Genomic DNA, 14,943 nt, shown 5'->3' with positions numbered 1-14,943 from the left:
AAACAACACCATATGACCGACACCATCAACAACCATCAGAACCTCGAAGAATTCATGAACCGGTGCAAGCCGGACACCATCCTCGACGTGTTCTTCAAAGACCACGGCAACTGGGTGATCCCCGAAGCACTACGCACCCGACCCACAGCCCAACAGCTCCTCAACAACCCGTACATGTGCTCGCAGACCATCCATCATCGCGACCATTTCGCCAGCATTCGCATCAGCAGCGGTTGGAACATCTACATCGACAGTCCGTTCGACGAGAAGGCATTCCATGACGCCCGATGAACAGTCGTCCCTTCAGGAAATCCGCCGCAGCGGGATGACCCGACTCCTGTGGACTCGCATCATCCCGCTCACCGTCATCAACACGTGCGGCATCATCCTAGGCGTTTCCATCCTCACCGGCATACATGAGGTCGATTCGGCGACCGACGTGATAATGGTCATCCTCGCCGTCGCTCTGATCCTGTTCGATCTGATCCTGATCCGCACGACCTATATCGCGTGGAACCGTACGAAATACGCGTTCGCGATAGAAGACCAGTTCAAGGCGAACATTCTGGAACTCGCCGACTGGATGTCCACTGACCCGTATTGGAGCACGCCGGAGGAGACCGGAGCCAAACAGCAGCGGTTGCAGCAGTTCATTACCCTCTATCGGAATGAACTGATCTCACAGCCGCCGGAAACAATCGAAGAACGACTCAACGAACTCGCCGAACGCTTGCAAGAATTGGATACTTCCGGCAAGTATGCAAACACGATGATCGCCTTCCACAAGCTCATGCAGACATTCCCGAAGTACTGGTATCAGATCAACGTCACCTACCGGGATACGATGAGCCGACTCGCCTCCGGTGAAGACCCGAAAAGCATCGTTCCGATCGTGCAGGTCGACGATCATCATGCGATCAGAATCATGAACCTCGCCGACCTGTGCGCCGGCAACCTCGCGTAAGGAAAACAATAGAATGGCTTTGGATCAACACCTGCGACAACCCGGATCGGATAATCCACTCGGCATCATGTTTTGGCGTGACAACTGGCTGTTACACGATTGGATTGCAAAAACAGTCGCCACATGGGACGAAACCACTCGAACCGCTCTCTTGGATATAATCGATTTCGAACGGTTGGAACGGTACGCGGACAGACTGGTTTGCGAACGGGATCGGCAGGACGACAGTCGATTCGCTGCGGCGAGCATCCTTGCCGGAATCGACGCGGTTCGTCCCCTGTTCGAGTTCGGAACCCGTCTGGAATACTCCGAAACGCTCGACAACTAGTTATCCTGCAACTGTCCACACGATCGACAAAGGAAACCACTCATGTCCGAAACGGATCGCATCGCACGATTGGAAAGCACCCTCACCGGTTTGAACGCTTGGAAAACCGGCTGGCAGTGGGAGGAAAACCATCGTGACCTCATCCACCATCACAAGGATGGAACGCCTCGCACCTCATACTGGGGTATGGAAGGCGTGACGGAACGGCAATCATTGATCCGCTTCTCCGACACGTTGAGCGGCTGCCATCGCAATCTCGTCGCCCACATTCGCGCATACGCCCCGCTGCATCGTGACGACTTGCAGTCGGACACGATGATCAGTCTCATGCGCAACATGGAACCCACGGTTCTCCGCTTGTATCCGGATGATCCGCAAGGATTCCGAGACCTATGGACCCTGTTGGAGGATTCGTCGGACAGCGTGTACAACATTCTGCGCGAACCGGAGAAAAGCCTGTTGGACGATCGTGATTCGTTCGCCTGTCACTGGTGGGTGAATCATGTGACGGCGCGGATGCGCGAGTTCCTGCAACGTTCGGATATGATGCTCCGTCAACTGTCTCATGGCGAGTATTCGTTGGATGACGACTGTTATGACATCATGCCGACCGTAAGCGTTCGACGGTATGAGGATGGGATTCTGGTCGACCGTCAGATGGATATTCCGAATCATGCGATCATCCGTCTGGAACCGGATTCGTTGGATTGGCGGCACCGGTCGAATGTGGGCGTGCATGGAACCATTGGTACGGCTTTCCCGTATCGGATGAACGATGGGCGTCAGTGGGAGGAGCCGCGTTGGTGTCGTTCCCCGCAACGGTTCGCCAACATGATTCTGCGCACGCTACGGACGAAAGGCGCGAAGTGAGATCGAATCGACTGACTGAGGAACTTGAGTGGCAGTTCGCCGTGGAAAGCCAATTGCGCAACCGTGATCGACGCTGGCAGGTCGCTTCAACCAACGCTGGCGACACGGATTGGAGTCAGATTTTCCCGTGCCTACATGACGCGAGGTCGGAGACGAAACAATACCGTGAACTGGCTGCCGCATTGATCTGGGATCAAACGGCCAATCGGATCAGCTGCGCCGTATGCGACGGCATGACCTTCGTCTATCCGGTCGAACTGGCCGAACATTGGCTGTCGATTTTGGAACAGAAGAATTAGAAGAAAGGAAAACCGTATGTTTTGGATCGTTGTCTCGCTGATCCTCATGCTCATTGGAGTGTTCGCGATCATTGCCGATCCGCTCGGTGGAACCAATAGGAAAGGCGAAAAACACTCATACCGTGCTGTTGGTGTGATCCCGATCATCATCGGCGGACTGCTCATGCTTCCCGCTTGTTTGTACTCGCAGGACGTGGGCGAAGTGACCGTGATCCGCAATCTCGGCGGCTCGCTCGCCGGACATTCCGAGGAGGCGGGCTTCCACTGGAAGGCACCTTGGCAAAGCACTGTCTCGTACGATACGAGAAACAATCTGATCAACTTCTACAAGGACAGCGACTACTCGTATCACGGCGGCAGCGCGGAAGGCAAAGAAGTCACCGTCAACGACAAGTCGGGCGCTTCGGCCGACATCGACATCCAAGTGAACTATTCGATCGATCCGTCGATTGCCGAATACCTGTACTCCGAGTACGGTACGCAAACCACATTCACACAGAATTACATCAGCAATGATCTGCGTTCCGTCGCCCGCGAACAATCCGGCAAGTACGACACGTTGACAATGCTCACCGATCGAGGCAAGTACACGAAGGCAGTGCAGGATGCGCTGACCGAGAAGTGGAAGAATCGTGGAATCACGGTCGAACAGGTGAGCGTGCAGGACGTCCGTTACCCGGAAGCGATCACAAAATCGTACAATGAAGCCCAAGCTGCTGAGGTTGCAAAGCAGAAGGCGTTGAACGAGCAAGCCACCGCGAAGGTCGAGGCCGAGACGAAGAAGATCAAGGCTCAGGGTGAGGCGGATGCGAACAAGGTGCTCAACGACTCGCTGTCCGAGAACGTGTTGAAGCAGAAGTATATTGATGCTTTGGCGAACGCGGATCAGCTGATCGTCACTCCGGACGGGACGAACACGCTGATCCAACCAACGACAAAGTAGCAAAAGGAACAAACAGTATGTTTGGTTTTACGGATCGGATGGAAGACCCGAACGATTTTGAAGAGCGACGGAAGACAGAACGCCAGCTCATGAACGCGGCGATCGATGAAGCCCATCGGGAATATGATGGGAAGACCGTTCGCGTCACGTTCGGGTTGCGCACGGCTTGCACGAATCTGCAACATCGTGTGCTGACCGGCAAGGTTTTTTGGATTTCGGATGATGACATGTCGAAGATGTGTGGAATCGATTACTGCGAATGCTGGTTGCAGGACACGGAACGTGGTTTCTCATGTCTGCTATGGCGGGTTGATTCGGTGAATGCCGACGGGTCGGTTTCGGTTGCCCGTTCTCCGGGGATGATTCGGATCGAAGTGCTGTAGTGGTGTTTGTCTGTGGTGGGCTTGAATCTCTCCACATTACGTGTTATACTGATTGCGTCCACATAAAAGAGTGGTTGTCAGCCAGACAACACCAAACAAGGAGAGCCGCCATGCTGTGCATCGAACGCAAGTACGTCAACAAGAAGACCAACGAAACCATCTGGTACCCAGTGAACCTCCCCGACCTTACGGTCGGGGCTTCCGAGCTTCGAGGGCGTATGTCTTATCACGGTCGGGTGATAGGCATGCGACTTTCGGAGTCTCGTTCGCGTATCCCTTCGAGGAGGGGAATCCGTTGACGTGTACGCGAACTGAGCCTACTTCGGAAAGCCCGTTTCTCCTACCCGATTGGGGTGTGGATGACAGGAGTTTCCTCGGATCGGCTGGATTACAAGGGAAGCCTACCGGCTTCCCCCGGCCCGGTTCAGGGGCATTACCCAGAGTCTTGCGCCGGCGGATCGGCGTGGCTCGGAGATATGTGACATGATCGGTTTGATCATGTCCAATGGCCTGTATTGGCCGTACGTGGCTTTCTGAAGAATGTTCAGAGCGCCCACGGCGTCCCTGTGGCATGTAAAGCCGCAACGGTGACACCGGTATTGCCGTCCCGAAGGATGGTTGCGTGTGAGGCACGCGGGGCATGTCTGGCTGGAATACGATTCGTTGACGTGTTCGGTTTCCAACCGGCTTTTGTGTTCGATCAGGTTTTCAACTTGTCCTCGGTTCCATTGGCTGAGGCGGCGGCGTTGCGTTTTCTTGTTGCGACGCCGTTTGCTTTCGTCTTGGAAGGTTCTCTGTTCGATGCCTCGCACGTCGCCCGCAATGATCCGGTTCGCGTGATGTTCGCGCATGAAGTCAACGGTCTTGCGGGACGTCTGATGCGCGACATTATATGCGCGGGTCTGAGCGATCGCATACGCCTTGCGGAGTTTCGCCTCGATCTTCCGGTATCGGCGTGAACCGTTCTCGCAACGGGAGAGGATGCGTTGCAGGCGTGCGACGCGCGTGTTCGCGTAGTGTTTCGCCGCCCGTGCCTCGCGCCCGTTGACGACAAGGATCTCGTACGCTTGGTCGGTTTCGATGGCGCAGGTGACGGGGTTGATGATTCCCTCGTCCACGCCCATGATCCGCTCCATGCGGGAGTTGGCCGGTTTGCCGGTGGGGACGCTGACGTGCAGATACCAGTGGCGGTGGTTCCGATCCCAGCACAATCGCATCGTACCCCACTCCGCCGGTGGGATCAGTCGTCCGGTCTGCGGGTCGGTGATCGTCGGAACCGGTACGGTCAGGTTCTCCTGACCGAGACCACGTGACAGGCTGATCGTCCTCCCACTGTCAACGAGCCGCCAACCGTAGCCTTTGGTGAAATCCAACGGCCGGTAGTTGTGATGCCGGTATGGCGCGCGAGCATGCCTGTCGCCGTTCGCACGGTTGGAACGGTAGGTTTGGATCGCATCCTCCAGATCGTCGATCATGCACTGTTTGACGTGCGCGTGCAATCCGATGGTGATCGATGCGGGTGCCTGTTTGAGCATGGCCCGCATCTCCTTCTGGGACGGGTCGCGATGCTCGGTCTTCCACAAGTGGCGTACGTGATCCACGAGCCAATTCCACGCCAATGCGGCGTTGTGCGTGGTCTTGTGCGCGAGACGGTATTGGGCGTGATCGAACTCCACTGGCGTGACGGCCGTGCGCCACATCATTTGGGAGGGGAGATTCGATCGTTTCACAACCCTCATCATATCATATGGTCTAAAATATGTTTTATGAGCGAAAACAATCACGATTGGCATACCGGCAGACACGTGGTCTACGATCTGCACGCGCATATCATCCTCGTCACCAAATACCGACGGCAGGTCATGACCCCACGGGTCAGCCAGCTCATGAAAGCCACGCTCCTCGAAGTATGCGAACGCTTCGAATGCACGCTCGACGCGTTCGAAACCGACAGGGACCACGCCCACCTGCTCGTCACCTACCCGCCCAAAACCCAGTTGAGCACACTGGTCATGAGCATGAAAACCAACACCAGCAAACGCCTCCGCGAACAACACTGGCCCGAAATCAAACAGGCACTCTGGGGCAAACACTTCTGGAGTCCCAGTTATTGCGTCGTATCCTGCGGCGGCGCACCATTGGAGATCGTCAAACAGTACGTGGAGAACCAGCAGAAACCGAACAGGAAATACCGGAAGAAAAAACAAGTGACGCCCTAACCCCTCCCTCACGGAAGGGGATTGCGGGCTACAAAATGTTCAAGGCGATTCCTCCCCTCCATCACGGAAGGGGGTTCCTCGCCGAAAACCGCTGAAGGCTGTGACCACGGCTGAACGGATTCTGATGAGATAGGAGATTAAAACTATGGATTCGATGATTTTGTTGGCTTCCCGTTTGCATTGCACCGTGCATGAACTGTCAGAAGCATTGGACGAAACCGGCATTCGCCTCGTCAGTGACCGTGACGCCCGATGGCTGACCTTGAGGAAAGATGCGACCGGCGAAGCCGTCCAACTACCAGTGGAAGAGTTGAACGAACTGTGGGTTACCGGCTGTCATGGAATGCGGTTCACCCGTTCACTTTGGGCGGACGATGATAGTTTGGAACTGCCGATGGAATATCCCGGCGATCAGCCGATTATCGGCCGCTTGTGCGTCCTGTACTACCGGCATGACGAGTCGGATGGTTGGGCGGTGATTCGCCCGGTCAGTGAAAAACAGAAGACCGGGGATGCGACCCGTTTCCCATTGGTCACGGCTGACGGCGTGAGGTTTGAATCGTTGGATTGGGAGTTTCGGGGAACTGTTGATGATGATTGGATGGAAAAGGAGGGAAAGGCCGATGGAGCTTGGTAATCTGCTGTTCGGTAACAGTCGCGGCGAATATCCGGTGGATCGGACGAGCGAGCCATGCGATCTATTGGAATGGCTGCTGATCGGCTTGGGCTGCGATATCAACGGGTCCGGTCGGCTGGATGAGGATGTCCGTCGGCGTATGGAACATGCCGGATTCCAGCCGGATTGGCTGGTTGAGACGACTCGCGGCATTGACCTTCATGATCCGGTGTCCGGTGAACGACTGTTGCGCACCCGCGCCTATTGGTGGGATAACGGAGACGATCCGGAGGCGAAACTGCCGAATCTGGAGATTCCCGCCCTTGGATTCTCGTTGGACTGGTACAAGTACATGTTCCGCGACTCGTATGCGAACCGGCCGTTGACATTGGGGCTGATAAACCGCATGTACGAGCTGCTGATGCCCGTACTCACCGCGATGATCCCGTACGTGGCGTATCCAGTGAAGGCGGATTGCGAATGGGATACGAGCCGGCGAGTGATGACGGTCGACGGTGAACAGGCTACTGTGGTCGCGTCCTGTCGTGCCGCGTCTCCGGATGTGGATGCGAATTATGATCACGGGATCATCCGCCTGATTGATGATCCGAATGGTCGAACCCCGTATCGTGCGAGGATGATGGATGCAGGCGAGCATTTCATCTGCGAAGCCGTGTTCGAGTCGATTCCGGCTGCAAGATCATGGTGCGAACGTCGAATGGTCGAATGGAAGGAGCCTCATGATGGGCGTTGATTTGAAGCCGGGACGACTGGCGATGCGACAGGATGACATCGACCACCTGTTCCTGTCCGCAGTCGGGTATGCGATCGGTCGTGGCACGTATGCGACGGAAGGCGTGTTGGATGCGCTGGACTTGGATTACCGTCTGCTTTCCCCGGAGGGTGCGAACCGTCTGATCCGGTTCATCAACGGGTTCGAGCGTCCCGCGTCGCCGGCCCGCTGGCATGCGTTGACGCGGCGGCTCGCTGATTATGAGCATGATCCGTCATGCGTGTTGACGGTGAATAATGTGGATCGGCGGATCGTGTTCTTCAGCGCGTTCCGGTATGACATCACGTCGGATGATCCCCAAATGCCGAAACTGTGGGAGCGTTGGGCGAACGATTACCCGCAGGTGGTGTATGGGCGTGATCATTGGAATCTGTTGAGTGCCCGTGATCTTGTATGGGAGAATCTGATTCCTTTGAACGAGCCGTTGAAGACCATTCAGAATATCGGTGGACGGGTGAAACCGGCGGATGACCGGTGGGTGCCGTTGTTCCGCATGCTGCGGGACGGTCGACCGGATGACAAGGCGGAAGCATGAGCATTGACATCGAATCGTATCGACGCCAACTGGAGCCATTCGCCGACTTGGGCGTGCTGTCCGCATGGGTGGCCGGCAGCCACATGCACGGACTGGCCGACAGCCAGTCGGATGTGGATTTGAAGGTGATCGTGGCTCCGACCGCATCGGATATCCTGCTCCAGAAGGCGGATTGGGTACGTCCACTCCATTCGCCGGATGTGACGGTGATGACGCCGATCCCGTTCATGCGTCAACTGGTCAAAGGCTCACCCGTCACCTTGGAGACATTGACCGTCAGTCCGACGATGATTCTCACGGATCACGGTCTGTTGACGGCTCTTCGGGCGTATGCGGGATTGTTGACGACAAGCCGAACCTTGGACATGGCATTGCGGAACGCAAGGGCGAACATGCACATACTCGATAGGCGTTCCGACCTGTCTGATCGGAAACGTCGCAAGATGGTCGCGGAGACGCTGCGACTGTTCGCCGGTATCGATGCGATACGAGAGGGTGGCGCATGGCCCGCGTGCCTTCCATTCCACGAATCATTGTTGCGCGGAGTGCGTGATGGAAGCATTCAAATCGACAGGAATGGTTTGGATGATCTGTACGGGGAGGCGGAGCGAACCGTCGAACGACTGGGCGTCATCGAGTATTCGAACGAAACCCGTGAACAGGTCGAGGCATTGTTCGCCGATCTGATGCGCCGTATCGTCGACAGTCGGCAGGAGACCACTCCGATCACTGTACTGTCCGGACTGCTGGGAGATTGGGCGGAACGAAACGGTATTAGGCGCGTTTGATTCGTTGCCGGATGCTCAGGGAACACCGACTCATCGTCACCCATCAATGACGTGATCCGCGACGATGAGCAACATGCCGGTCCGCGACACGGGCGAACACGCCGACCATCAGCATGATGGCCGCGACCATCAGCATGACGGCTGCGGCCATCGCGAACAATCCAGCAACGACGAACAGTGCATCCGACAACAACCCCGGCCCCACGCCACACGGGTGCATCCATCCGTCGCAGCCATTCGGATATTCGGCGGAGATCGACGGGTAATCGGCGGTCATATCGCGGAGCATCAGCAGCAGCATGGCCGACCACCCCAGCACCGGAGCCGAACCCAGCGCGCCGGCACCGATCCATCCGCAGCGCAGCAGCCAGCGGAACAGCATGGTCAATGCCACGGAGACGAGCGTACAGCCGACGAACCACGGCAGCAGGTCCAGAATGACATCCATATGGTCATTGTCCCGCCGCGCCGCATCCGATGTCATCATGACGCGGCAACGTGCACGGTTCCGTCACCCGGCCATGGACGGCTGAACCGACCTGTTGCAAGTTGGTTTGTTTTCGGTTGATTGCTTTTCCCTATTTATTTGTTATACTGTTATTGTCCACATATATAGTTGCTTGAGATGCAAAAAAACAAGGAGAACACATGAGCGAATCATTGGGGTATCCGCGTGACGGCGGACTATGGGCCGACCGGGACAACGTGCTGTGGGTCGCCGCGAAGACATGGGAAGGCGTGTATGTGCGTCGCCTGTGGGATACGAGCGGCATGACCGGTCAGTCGATGCTGTTCGAGGAGGCTGATCTGGATGGATACATGCCGTTCATCCCGGTCTCATCGCTGAGCGCGACCGGCGACTATATGGATACGCTACCCACGGGGCATGGACTGTACCGGGATCGGCTCTGCAACGACCTGTGGGCCAAGGACGGGAACGTTCTTCGAGAGATTCGCCGCGACGATCGTTGGCTGATCGACGGGGCGGAAACCTCGACGGTCGATTCGCCGTATGGCCCGTGGCTGCCTGTCTCATGGTCCGTCACCCGCGATGTGGAAGAGACGCCGTGGAAGCCCGCGAACAACGAACCGAATGCGATCGTGCGCACGGGACGCACCGTCGCATTCCCGCCGGTCGAATCGTTCGGACGCTTGGAGCGTGACAAGTGGCTCGCCGTAAAGAATCTCGAAGAGAGCGCGGAACTGGTGGAGGCGTCGAAACGATGGCTGAAATCCGGTTCCGACACGGATCGGACCGACATGCTGTCTGAATTGGCGGACGTGATCCAGACGGTCGCGAATCTGACCGTCGCGTTCGACATCACCGACCGGGAACTCTCGGATGCGTTGGACGCATGCCGTGAACGCAACAGGCGGAAAGGAAGACTGTGAGCATGGATTACAGGACACGACTGGCAGGGGAGACCGTGCGACTGCTCGCCCGCGACCCGTACGAGGCGGAAGACCGGTACGGCACGCTGATCCGCCAATTCGATGACGCCGAGCATGAAGCGGCTCGACTGCTCATCAAAACCCTGCTCGCCGACATGGGCGAACACTGGCCCGACACTACGATCAACCGAATCGAAGCATTCGCATGGGAATACTGCTGTGCGAAAGGCATCGACCCGGCCGAAACGATCGCCGATACGGTCACGTTCGCCGTCGAAATGCACGACTGGAACCAAATCGAAGAGGAAGAGTAAATGGTAGGAAACCGTACTCTCGCAATCTGCTGCACGCTGCTGGCGATACTCACGATCGGCGGCTGTTCCGACACGAATTGGGGTGAAGGCACAAGCGAAACCTTCGTCGGCACAAAAGACAGTATCGTCAATCTGTCCGACGGGAAATGGCATGGAGAAGACGTTCCCTACAATGGCAGCTATGACGATTCCTACAGGTATTCAACCTTCGCCACCCCGGATGGAGTGATGCACTGCATCACCTACAACGCTTACCGCGCCGGCGGCTTATCTTGCTGGCCCGCCGACACTGCGAAGTGATCTCGGATACGGTCACGTTCACGGTCGACAAGTGACGGCACGGACAGAAGGAATTTCAAAAGGAGCATGACGACGATGATCGACTATTCGGTTGACGAACGGTTGGAACACGATCTGCTTGCACGCTTCCCCTACGACGAGACGCCCGCCAACATACCGGAATCCTATCGGCCGACGGTCGGTGATCGGGGTGTGATCGAATACCGCAACGGGATCAGCTACGACTTCGAACTGGTGCGATGTCATTACAACGGTCTGCCGATGATCGAACCGGTGAAAGCCTCCCGTCGGGGAGACTGTGATTGGCTGATCGGCCACATGTTCAACGGGGATCTGATCAGTCTGCTGGACATGAGCCTGTCCGATATCCGTTTCCGACTGACCGACCCCGCCGGAGACATCAGCATGCCATCGATTGCCGTCGCACCGGTCATGCCGGATGATCTGACCCGCATGTTCCTTAACAGGTTCGAATACGCGGACGGCGGTCGAATGAGGATCGGCGACCGGGGACGATTCCACGTCGAGAACGGCGACGGCTCCGACGGCGGCTGGTTCCCCATGCGAGTCAGCCGTGAGCCAGCCACCGGCATCCCCGCCCTACTGGTCGACTATCGGTCGCCTGATGACTACCGGTTCCGTAGGCATCGGGCCGAGTTCCGATCACTGTTCGCCGGCGCATGGTTCAGCAAGTTTTTAAGGGAAGATGAGTGAACGAGATGATCAATAGTGCCGGGTTGACCGAATCCCGCGCCCTGCATATGCGCGGCGTCGCCTTGTACATGTTCAAACATGCGAGGCACTTGGGATTGGACCCATACGAGGCCGCATTGTGCGGATGGCTGCATGACTTCGGCTACCTGACAGGCGACAATCGAACCCACGCGAAAATCGGCGGCGAACTGCTGGAATCACAGGGATACCGTCACGCAACGACGGTCGCCCGGCATGGCACGCCGCAAGGATTGACTGATTCGCTCGGCGTGTTGTTGAACATCGCCGACATGAGTGTCGATTCGACCGGGCATGAAGTCGGTTTCGACCGGCGGCTCCGTGATATCGCCGACCGGTATGGAGAGAATTCGCCCCAGTATAGGGAGTGTTCGACGATGATCGGCAAACTCAAGGGCACAAGGGAGTGGGAACGACTGCAAATCACCGTCCTCTCGTTCGAAGACGATCTCCGAGAATTATCGACGTTAAAGGACGGCTACGACGGTGCGGACTCGTACGCTCCCGTCAGGGAAGCGGTTCTCAGCGGCTATGATCTGCTCGCAATCTTGAAGAAGTCCGGCGTGGATTTCACCGACATGGCGATGTATCCGACCGGCTACGGGACGATCGAATACCATCTGCGACAGGATAAGGACAATGAGATCATCTTCGAAACCGGCATCGACGGCATCAGCGCTCTGGCATACATCCACGGCAAGCAAACGAAGATTCCAGCCAACGATCCCGACGCCAAAGCAAAAATCGAACAGACTTTGCTCCAATATAAAGGATTCGAACATCATGCCAACCAAACCCAAAGTCACCGCCGTTGACATTGAAGCCGCGCTTGCCGACCGGTACAGGCGGACGGGTAGCGGTTTCCTACCGCAGATCGAAGTCGATGATCCGCATGGTCTGCTCCGCTTGGATGGGGTAGGACTGGAATGGTCGTACAGGCGCATGTGGATCAGCGGCTTCGAGATCAAGGTCAGCCGCAGTGATTTCCTCCGCGACGCCAAGTACACGCTCTACCGGAACTACGTTGATGACATGACGCTTGTCTGTCCGGCTCGCATGATCGACCGGGATGAACTGCCCGACGGAATCGGACTACTCTGGTATGACCCGCATGCGAAACCAGGCCGGCCACGATTAAGGTATCGGCGCAAACCGGAACCATCCAACGGGGATACGCGACAGGTCGAACAGCAGTTATTGCGCCGTCTGACCCGAGCGGATGTGCCCGCCGGCCGATACGGACGTTACGAGTCGGCGCGACAGTATGTCGAGGAGAAGACCGCGTTGAAGAACATCGGCGAGGCTCTGGGTTCGAAGATGGCACGACGCATCACCGAACTGGAACGCTTGCAGGAGCCGTCGCACCGACGGGCGATGGAGGATCGGGCTGAAGCATACGACCGGCTCGTCGGCATCCTCAACGCGCACGGATTCGACCAGATCACATTGACCAGCCGAGGCACGCAGCTCGACCACGGGCTTGCACGTCTCGACCGGGCGTTGACGGCGAGCGCGCCGGTGGAGGCGATCGACCGGGAGACCCGGTATGCGATCGACACGTTGAAGTATTTGCGTGAACTCGTCGGATTGGACAGGGAGCAGGAAGAAAAGGAGCTGCTATGACATGGATCAGCAGGGAACAGACCGAAGGACATTGGTTGAGAGTCGCCTATAAGAGTGGTGCGACTCTGACCGGTCCGGCGATCGTAGACCCGGATTCGGATCGGATCATCGCATTCACCCCGGAGAATGGAACGAGGTTTCACTTATGATGGTTGACTATTCGGCATGGCTGGAATCGGTTGAGTTTCCAGTGGACGCTATTTTCCTGTGGCTCCTGCTTGGGGTATCGGCATGTTTGATCGGCGGCGCGTTGGTCGTGCACGCGGTCTCGACGCTGAAAGCGACGATGATTAACAGGGATGCCCCTGTCTGGTTAGGCGTTGCGGGAGCGCTGCTCACATTGGTCGGCGTGCTGCTCATGCTGTTCGGAGCCATACCCGCGACGCAAGCCATGAGAGACGGATCGTCCATCACGTTCGTCGAGCAGACGGAGAAGGCGTTCGATGTCAGGTCTCTCTCATGCGACGGAGAATGTCCCTCATAAAGGCTGCCCGATGATGGGATGAAGGCGCGCTGGATCAAAGACAATCGTGTGGAGCATGGCGAGTTCGTCATCGACGGCAGCAAAGTCGGACTCGCCGGTCCGGACGGAACACTGTTAAAGGAAGCGAAATGATGGTTGACTATTCGTCTTGGCTGGAGGAGGTCCGCCGGTGGGATCCCGTTCCGGCCGTAGCCGTCATCTATCTGACCGGTTGGATCGTGATCATTGTCGGCATCGTGATGTTGATAATGCTCACGACCCAACCGGTTGTACAGGCCGGCTGCGGATCGGAATCGTCGGATGACGGGGATGATAAGGTTCGAAGATCAATGATCCGGTCGATCACCATGAGGCTTTTGATTTTTTTCGTCGGATTGGCGATGATAAGCATCGGCATGTGGGATTATTCCCATGATCCCGATAGGACCACGTTCGTGGAGCAGACGGAGAGAACATTCGGCATCACGCGTCTTGTCTGCGACTGGGATTGCCCCGACTACAAGCTGCCCGATGACAGGGATACGGCCAGTTGGATACGCGGGAATCGGCTCGAACACGGACGATTCATCATCGAAGGCAACAGGGTCGGACTCGCCGGACCTGACGGCACCCTGCTGAAGGAGGCGGAATGATGGTCGACTATTCGCCGTGGCTGGAAGCGCTTGGATCGCCGGTTATCGTGAATCTGAAACTGGTTCTGTGGGGCGTGTTCGCGGTCGTATTCTGTTTTGGCGGTGGAGTGATGATTCTTCAACCGCCGTCGATCCCGAGAAAATTGAGTGCGATGGTTCGAACCGTCGTATCAGGCGTTGTCGGCGTGACGCTCATTCTGGCGGGAGTGCTTGCCGCGTTTCAGGGAGGCAAGGTTTGGGATGAGGTGGAATCGGTTCGTGAGTCGTCCGGTACATTCACTGAACGGACGGAAAAGACGTTCGGCATCACGCATCTCACTCTTACCTGTGAGAACGACTGTCCCTATTACGAGCTGCCCGCCGATGGAATGAAGGCACGTTGGATGAAAGACAACCGACTGGAGCACGGCGAGTTCGTTATCGACGGTAGCAAGGTCGGTCTCGCCGGCCCGGACGGCACCCTGCTCAAGGAGGCGAACCGTTGAAACTGTTCACGTCGAAACCGCTGCCGATCCCCGGCTTGCGTCCTTGCCCGTTCTGTGGGAGCCGGCTGCTTGGTCGGTCGAAGCCCACGCCGACGCCGGGCACGTGGGTGTTCTCATGCGAAAACGGGAACTGCGTGCTGTATCGGACGCGCAATCAGATTCGCATCTACCAGTACGAACGATCCGAGACGGATGCCATTCGGATCATGAACGGCGAGCGCACGCTGACGGGGGGAGTCTGAC

General features: G+C 57.0%; 23 protein-coding genes. 21 read left to right on the top strand and 2 right to left on the bottom strand.

Annotated elements, in window-relative coordinates; all coding sequences use genetic code 11:
• The first annotated feature begins 12 nt into the window (after positions 1–12).
• The 6 genes from JS541_RS09860 to JS541_RS09835 all read left to right on the top strand — a co-directional run bounded on the left by JS541_RS09860 (position 13) and on the right by JS541_RS09835 (position 3,787).
• Positions 13–291 (top strand): hypothetical protein, encoded by a 279-nt coding sequence (locus JS541_RS09860; protein ID WP_214374290.1) that lies wholly within the window; start codon positions 13–15, stop codon positions 289–291.
• On the top strand, positions 278–964 hold the full coding sequence (locus JS541_RS09855) for a hypothetical protein (protein WP_214374289.1): 687 nt from the start codon (positions 278–280) through the stop codon (positions 962–964). The genes JS541_RS09860 and JS541_RS09855 overlap by 14 nt, the downstream gene beginning before the upstream one ends.
• A gap of 370 nt (positions 965–1,334) precedes the next feature.
• Positions 1,335–2,162: a hypothetical protein gene (locus JS541_RS09850; protein WP_214374288.1), complete on the top strand. Its 828-nt coding sequence runs from the start codon at positions 1,335–1,337 to the stop codon at positions 2,160–2,162.
• Positions 2,159–2,461, top strand: a complete 303-nt coding sequence (locus JS541_RS09845; protein WP_214374287.1) for a hypothetical protein — start codon at positions 2,159–2,161, stop codon at positions 2,459–2,461. The genes JS541_RS09850 and JS541_RS09845 overlap by 4 nt, the downstream gene beginning before the upstream one ends.
• Before the next feature lie 16 nt (positions 2,462–2,477).
• Positions 2,478–3,404: a prohibitin family protein gene (locus JS541_RS09840; RefSeq protein WP_214374286.1), complete on the top strand. Its 927-nt coding sequence runs from the start codon at positions 2,478–2,480 to the stop codon at positions 3,402–3,404.
• Between the two features lie 17 nt (positions 3,405–3,421).
• Positions 3,422–3,787 (top strand): hypothetical protein, encoded by a 366-nt coding sequence (locus tag JS541_RS09835; protein ID WP_214374285.1) that lies wholly within the window; start codon positions 3,422–3,424, stop codon positions 3,785–3,787.
• 401 nt (positions 3,788–4,188) lie between these two features.
• Here JS541_RS09835 and JS541_RS09830 read toward each other — a convergent pair whose 3' ends face one another.
• Positions 4,189–5,517: an RNA-guided endonuclease TnpB family protein gene (locus JS541_RS09830; RefSeq protein WP_214374284.1), complete on the bottom strand. Its 1,329-nt coding sequence runs from the start codon at positions 5,515–5,517 to the stop codon at positions 4,189–4,191.
• A 36-nt stretch (positions 5,518–5,553) separates the two neighbouring features.
• On the opposite strand from JS541_RS09830, the gene tnpA reads away from it, so the two are divergent.
• The 5 genes from tnpA (at position 5,554) to JS541_RS09805 (ending at position 8,738) form a co-directional block, all read left to right on the top strand.
• On the top strand, positions 5,554–6,006 hold the full coding sequence (gene tnpA / locus JS541_RS09825; RefSeq protein WP_214374283.1) for an IS200/IS605 family transposase: 453 nt from the start codon (positions 5,554–5,556) through the stop codon (positions 6,004–6,006).
• A 145-nt stretch (positions 6,007–6,151) separates the two neighbouring features.
• Entirely contained in the window at positions 6,152–6,643 is a 492-nt protein-coding gene (locus JS541_RS09820) for a hypothetical protein (protein ID WP_214374282.1), read from the top strand.
• Complete coding sequence (locus tag JS541_RS09815) at positions 6,630–7,376, top strand: hypothetical protein (RefSeq protein WP_214374281.1); 747 nt, start codon at positions 6,630–6,632, stop codon at positions 7,374–7,376. The genes JS541_RS09820 and JS541_RS09815 overlap by 14 nt, the downstream gene beginning before the upstream one ends.
• Positions 7,363–7,950: a hypothetical protein gene (locus JS541_RS09810; RefSeq protein WP_214374280.1), complete on the top strand. Its 588-nt coding sequence runs from the start codon at positions 7,363–7,365 to the stop codon at positions 7,948–7,950. Before JS541_RS09815 ends, JS541_RS09810 begins: the two co-directional genes overlap by 14 nt.
• Positions 7,947–8,738, top strand: a complete 792-nt coding sequence (locus JS541_RS09805) for a nucleotidyltransferase domain-containing protein (protein WP_214374279.1) — start codon at positions 7,947–7,949, stop codon at positions 8,736–8,738. The genes JS541_RS09810 and JS541_RS09805 overlap by 4 nt, the downstream gene beginning before the upstream one ends.
• A gap of 43 nt (positions 8,739–8,781) precedes the next feature.
• Here JS541_RS09805 and JS541_RS09800 read toward each other — a convergent pair whose 3' ends face one another.
• Positions 8,782–9,186 carry a hypothetical protein gene (locus JS541_RS09800; protein WP_214374278.1) on the bottom strand — a complete coding sequence of 135 codons (405 nt, stop codon included), beginning with the start codon at positions 9,184–9,186 and terminating at the stop codon, positions 8,782–8,784.
• A 200-nt stretch (positions 9,187–9,386) separates the two neighbouring features.
• Between JS541_RS09800 and JS541_RS14855 the strand changes: the two genes are divergently transcribed.
• From JS541_RS14855 to JS541_RS09750, 10 genes are all read left to right on the top strand, one after another.
• Complete coding sequence (locus JS541_RS14855; protein ID WP_240539320.1) at positions 9,387–10,130, top strand: hypothetical protein; 744 nt, start codon at positions 9,387–9,389, stop codon at positions 10,128–10,130.
• Positions 10,131–10,132: 2 nt separating this feature from the next.
• On the top strand, positions 10,133–10,444 hold the full coding sequence (locus JS541_RS09790) for a hypothetical protein (RefSeq protein ID WP_214374277.1): 312 nt from the start codon (positions 10,133–10,135) through the stop codon (positions 10,442–10,444).
• A complete protein-coding gene (locus JS541_RS09785; protein WP_214374276.1) occupies positions 10,445–10,744 on the top strand; it encodes a hypothetical protein in 300 nt (99 codons plus the stop codon). It begins immediately after the preceding gene.
• A gap of 66 nt (positions 10,745–10,810) precedes the next feature.
• On the top strand, positions 10,811–11,458 hold the full coding sequence (locus JS541_RS09780) for a hypothetical protein (protein WP_214374275.1): 648 nt from the start codon (positions 10,811–10,813) through the stop codon (positions 11,456–11,458).
• Between the two features lie 5 nt (positions 11,459–11,463).
• Positions 11,464–12,291 carry an HD domain-containing protein gene (locus tag JS541_RS09775; RefSeq protein WP_346428306.1) on the top strand — a complete coding sequence of 276 codons (828 nt, stop codon included), beginning with the start codon at positions 11,464–11,466 and terminating at the stop codon, positions 12,289–12,291.
• Positions 12,260–13,099 (top strand): hypothetical protein, encoded by an 840-nt coding sequence (locus JS541_RS09770; protein WP_214374273.1) that lies wholly within the window; start codon positions 12,260–12,262, stop codon positions 13,097–13,099. The genes JS541_RS09775 and JS541_RS09770 overlap by 32 nt, the downstream gene beginning before the upstream one ends.
• A 145-nt stretch (positions 13,100–13,244) precedes the next feature.
• Positions 13,245–13,583, top strand: a complete 339-nt coding sequence (locus tag JS541_RS14665) for a hypothetical protein (protein WP_217625372.1) — start codon at positions 13,245–13,247, stop codon at positions 13,581–13,583.
• A gap of 128 nt (positions 13,584–13,711) precedes the next feature.
• Positions 13,712–14,215 (top strand): hypothetical protein, encoded by a 504-nt coding sequence (locus JS541_RS14850; RefSeq protein WP_240539319.1) that lies wholly within the window; start codon positions 13,712–13,714, stop codon positions 14,213–14,215.
• Positions 14,212–14,700 (top strand): hypothetical protein, encoded by a 489-nt coding sequence (locus JS541_RS14660; RefSeq protein ID WP_217625371.1) that lies wholly within the window; start codon positions 14,212–14,214, stop codon positions 14,698–14,700. The genes JS541_RS14850 and JS541_RS14660 overlap by 4 nt, the downstream gene beginning before the upstream one ends.
• The gene (locus JS541_RS09750) at positions 14,697–14,942 is read left to right on the top strand and encodes a hypothetical protein (RefSeq protein ID WP_214374272.1); all 246 of its coding nucleotides are present in this window, start codon (positions 14,697–14,699) and stop codon (positions 14,940–14,942) included. Before JS541_RS14660 ends, JS541_RS09750 begins: the two co-directional genes overlap by 4 nt.
• Position 14,943: the final 1 nt, after the last annotated feature.

This window comes from Bifidobacterium sp. SO1 (assembly GCF_018555335.1).
Classification (GTDB): domain Bacteria; phylum Actinomycetota; class Actinomycetes; order Actinomycetales; family Bifidobacteriaceae; genus Bifidobacterium; species Bifidobacterium simiiventris.
Note: the sequence above shows the minus strand (reverse complement) of the source record. Positions and strands in the feature narration are given on the sequence as shown.

Excerpts from the sequence above, each read along its gene's own strand:
- JS541_RS09860 (WP_214374290.1), top strand. The coding sequence starts at position 13 with ATGACCGACACCATCAACAACCATCAGAACCTCGAAGAATTCATGAAC.
- JS541_RS09855 (WP_214374289.1), top strand. The coding sequence starts at position 278 with ATGACGCCCGATGAACAGTCGTCCCTTCAGGAAATCCGCCGCAGCGGG.
- JS541_RS09850 (WP_214374288.1), top strand. The coding sequence starts at position 1,335 with ATGTCCGAAACGGATCGCATCGCACGATTGGAAAGCACCCTCACCGGT.
- JS541_RS09840 (WP_214374286.1), top strand. The coding sequence starts at position 2,478 with ATGTTTTGGATCGTTGTCTCGCTGATCCTCATGCTCATTGGAGTGTTC.
- JS541_RS09835 (WP_214374285.1), top strand. The coding sequence starts at position 3,422 with ATGTTTGGTTTTACGGATCGGATGGAAGACCCGAACGATTTTGAAGAG.
- tnpA (WP_214374283.1), top strand. The coding sequence starts at position 5,554 with ATGAGCGAAAACAATCACGATTGGCATACCGGCAGACACGTGGTCTAC.
- JS541_RS09820 (WP_214374282.1), top strand. The coding sequence starts at position 6,152 with ATGGATTCGATGATTTTGTTGGCTTCCCGTTTGCATTGCACCGTGCAT.
- JS541_RS09815 (WP_214374281.1), top strand. The coding sequence starts at position 6,630 with ATGGAGCTTGGTAATCTGCTGTTCGGTAACAGTCGCGGCGAATATCCG.
- JS541_RS09810 (WP_214374280.1), top strand. The coding sequence starts at position 7,363 with ATGATGGGCGTTGATTTGAAGCCGGGACGACTGGCGATGCGACAGGAT.
- JS541_RS09805 (WP_214374279.1), top strand. The coding sequence starts at position 7,947 with ATGAGCATTGACATCGAATCGTATCGACGCCAACTGGAGCCATTCGCC.
- JS541_RS09800 (WP_214374278.1), bottom strand. The coding sequence starts at position 9,186 with ATGGATGTCATTCTGGACCTGCTGCCGTGGTTCGTCGGCTGTACGCTC.
- JS541_RS14855 (WP_240539320.1), top strand. The coding sequence starts at position 9,387 with ATGAGCGAATCATTGGGGTATCCGCGTGACGGCGGACTATGGGCCGAC.
- JS541_RS09790 (WP_214374277.1), top strand. The coding sequence starts at position 10,133 with ATGGATTACAGGACACGACTGGCAGGGGAGACCGTGCGACTGCTCGCC.
- JS541_RS09785 (WP_214374276.1), top strand. The coding sequence starts at position 10,445 with ATGGTAGGAAACCGTACTCTCGCAATCTGCTGCACGCTGCTGGCGATA.
- JS541_RS09780 (WP_214374275.1), top strand. The coding sequence starts at position 10,811 with ATGACGACGATGATCGACTATTCGGTTGACGAACGGTTGGAACACGAT.
- JS541_RS09775 (WP_346428306.1), top strand. The coding sequence starts at position 11,464 with ATGATCAATAGTGCCGGGTTGACCGAATCCCGCGCCCTGCATATGCGC.
- JS541_RS09770 (WP_214374273.1), top strand. The coding sequence starts at position 12,260 with ATGCCAACCAAACCCAAAGTCACCGCCGTTGACATTGAAGCCGCGCTT.
- JS541_RS14665 (WP_217625372.1), top strand. The coding sequence starts at position 13,245 with ATGATGGTTGACTATTCGGCATGGCTGGAATCGGTTGAGTTTCCAGTG.
- JS541_RS14850 (WP_240539319.1), top strand. The coding sequence starts at position 13,712 with ATGATGGTTGACTATTCGTCTTGGCTGGAGGAGGTCCGCCGGTGGGAT.
- JS541_RS14660 (WP_217625371.1), top strand. The coding sequence starts at position 14,212 with ATGATGGTCGACTATTCGCCGTGGCTGGAAGCGCTTGGATCGCCGGTT.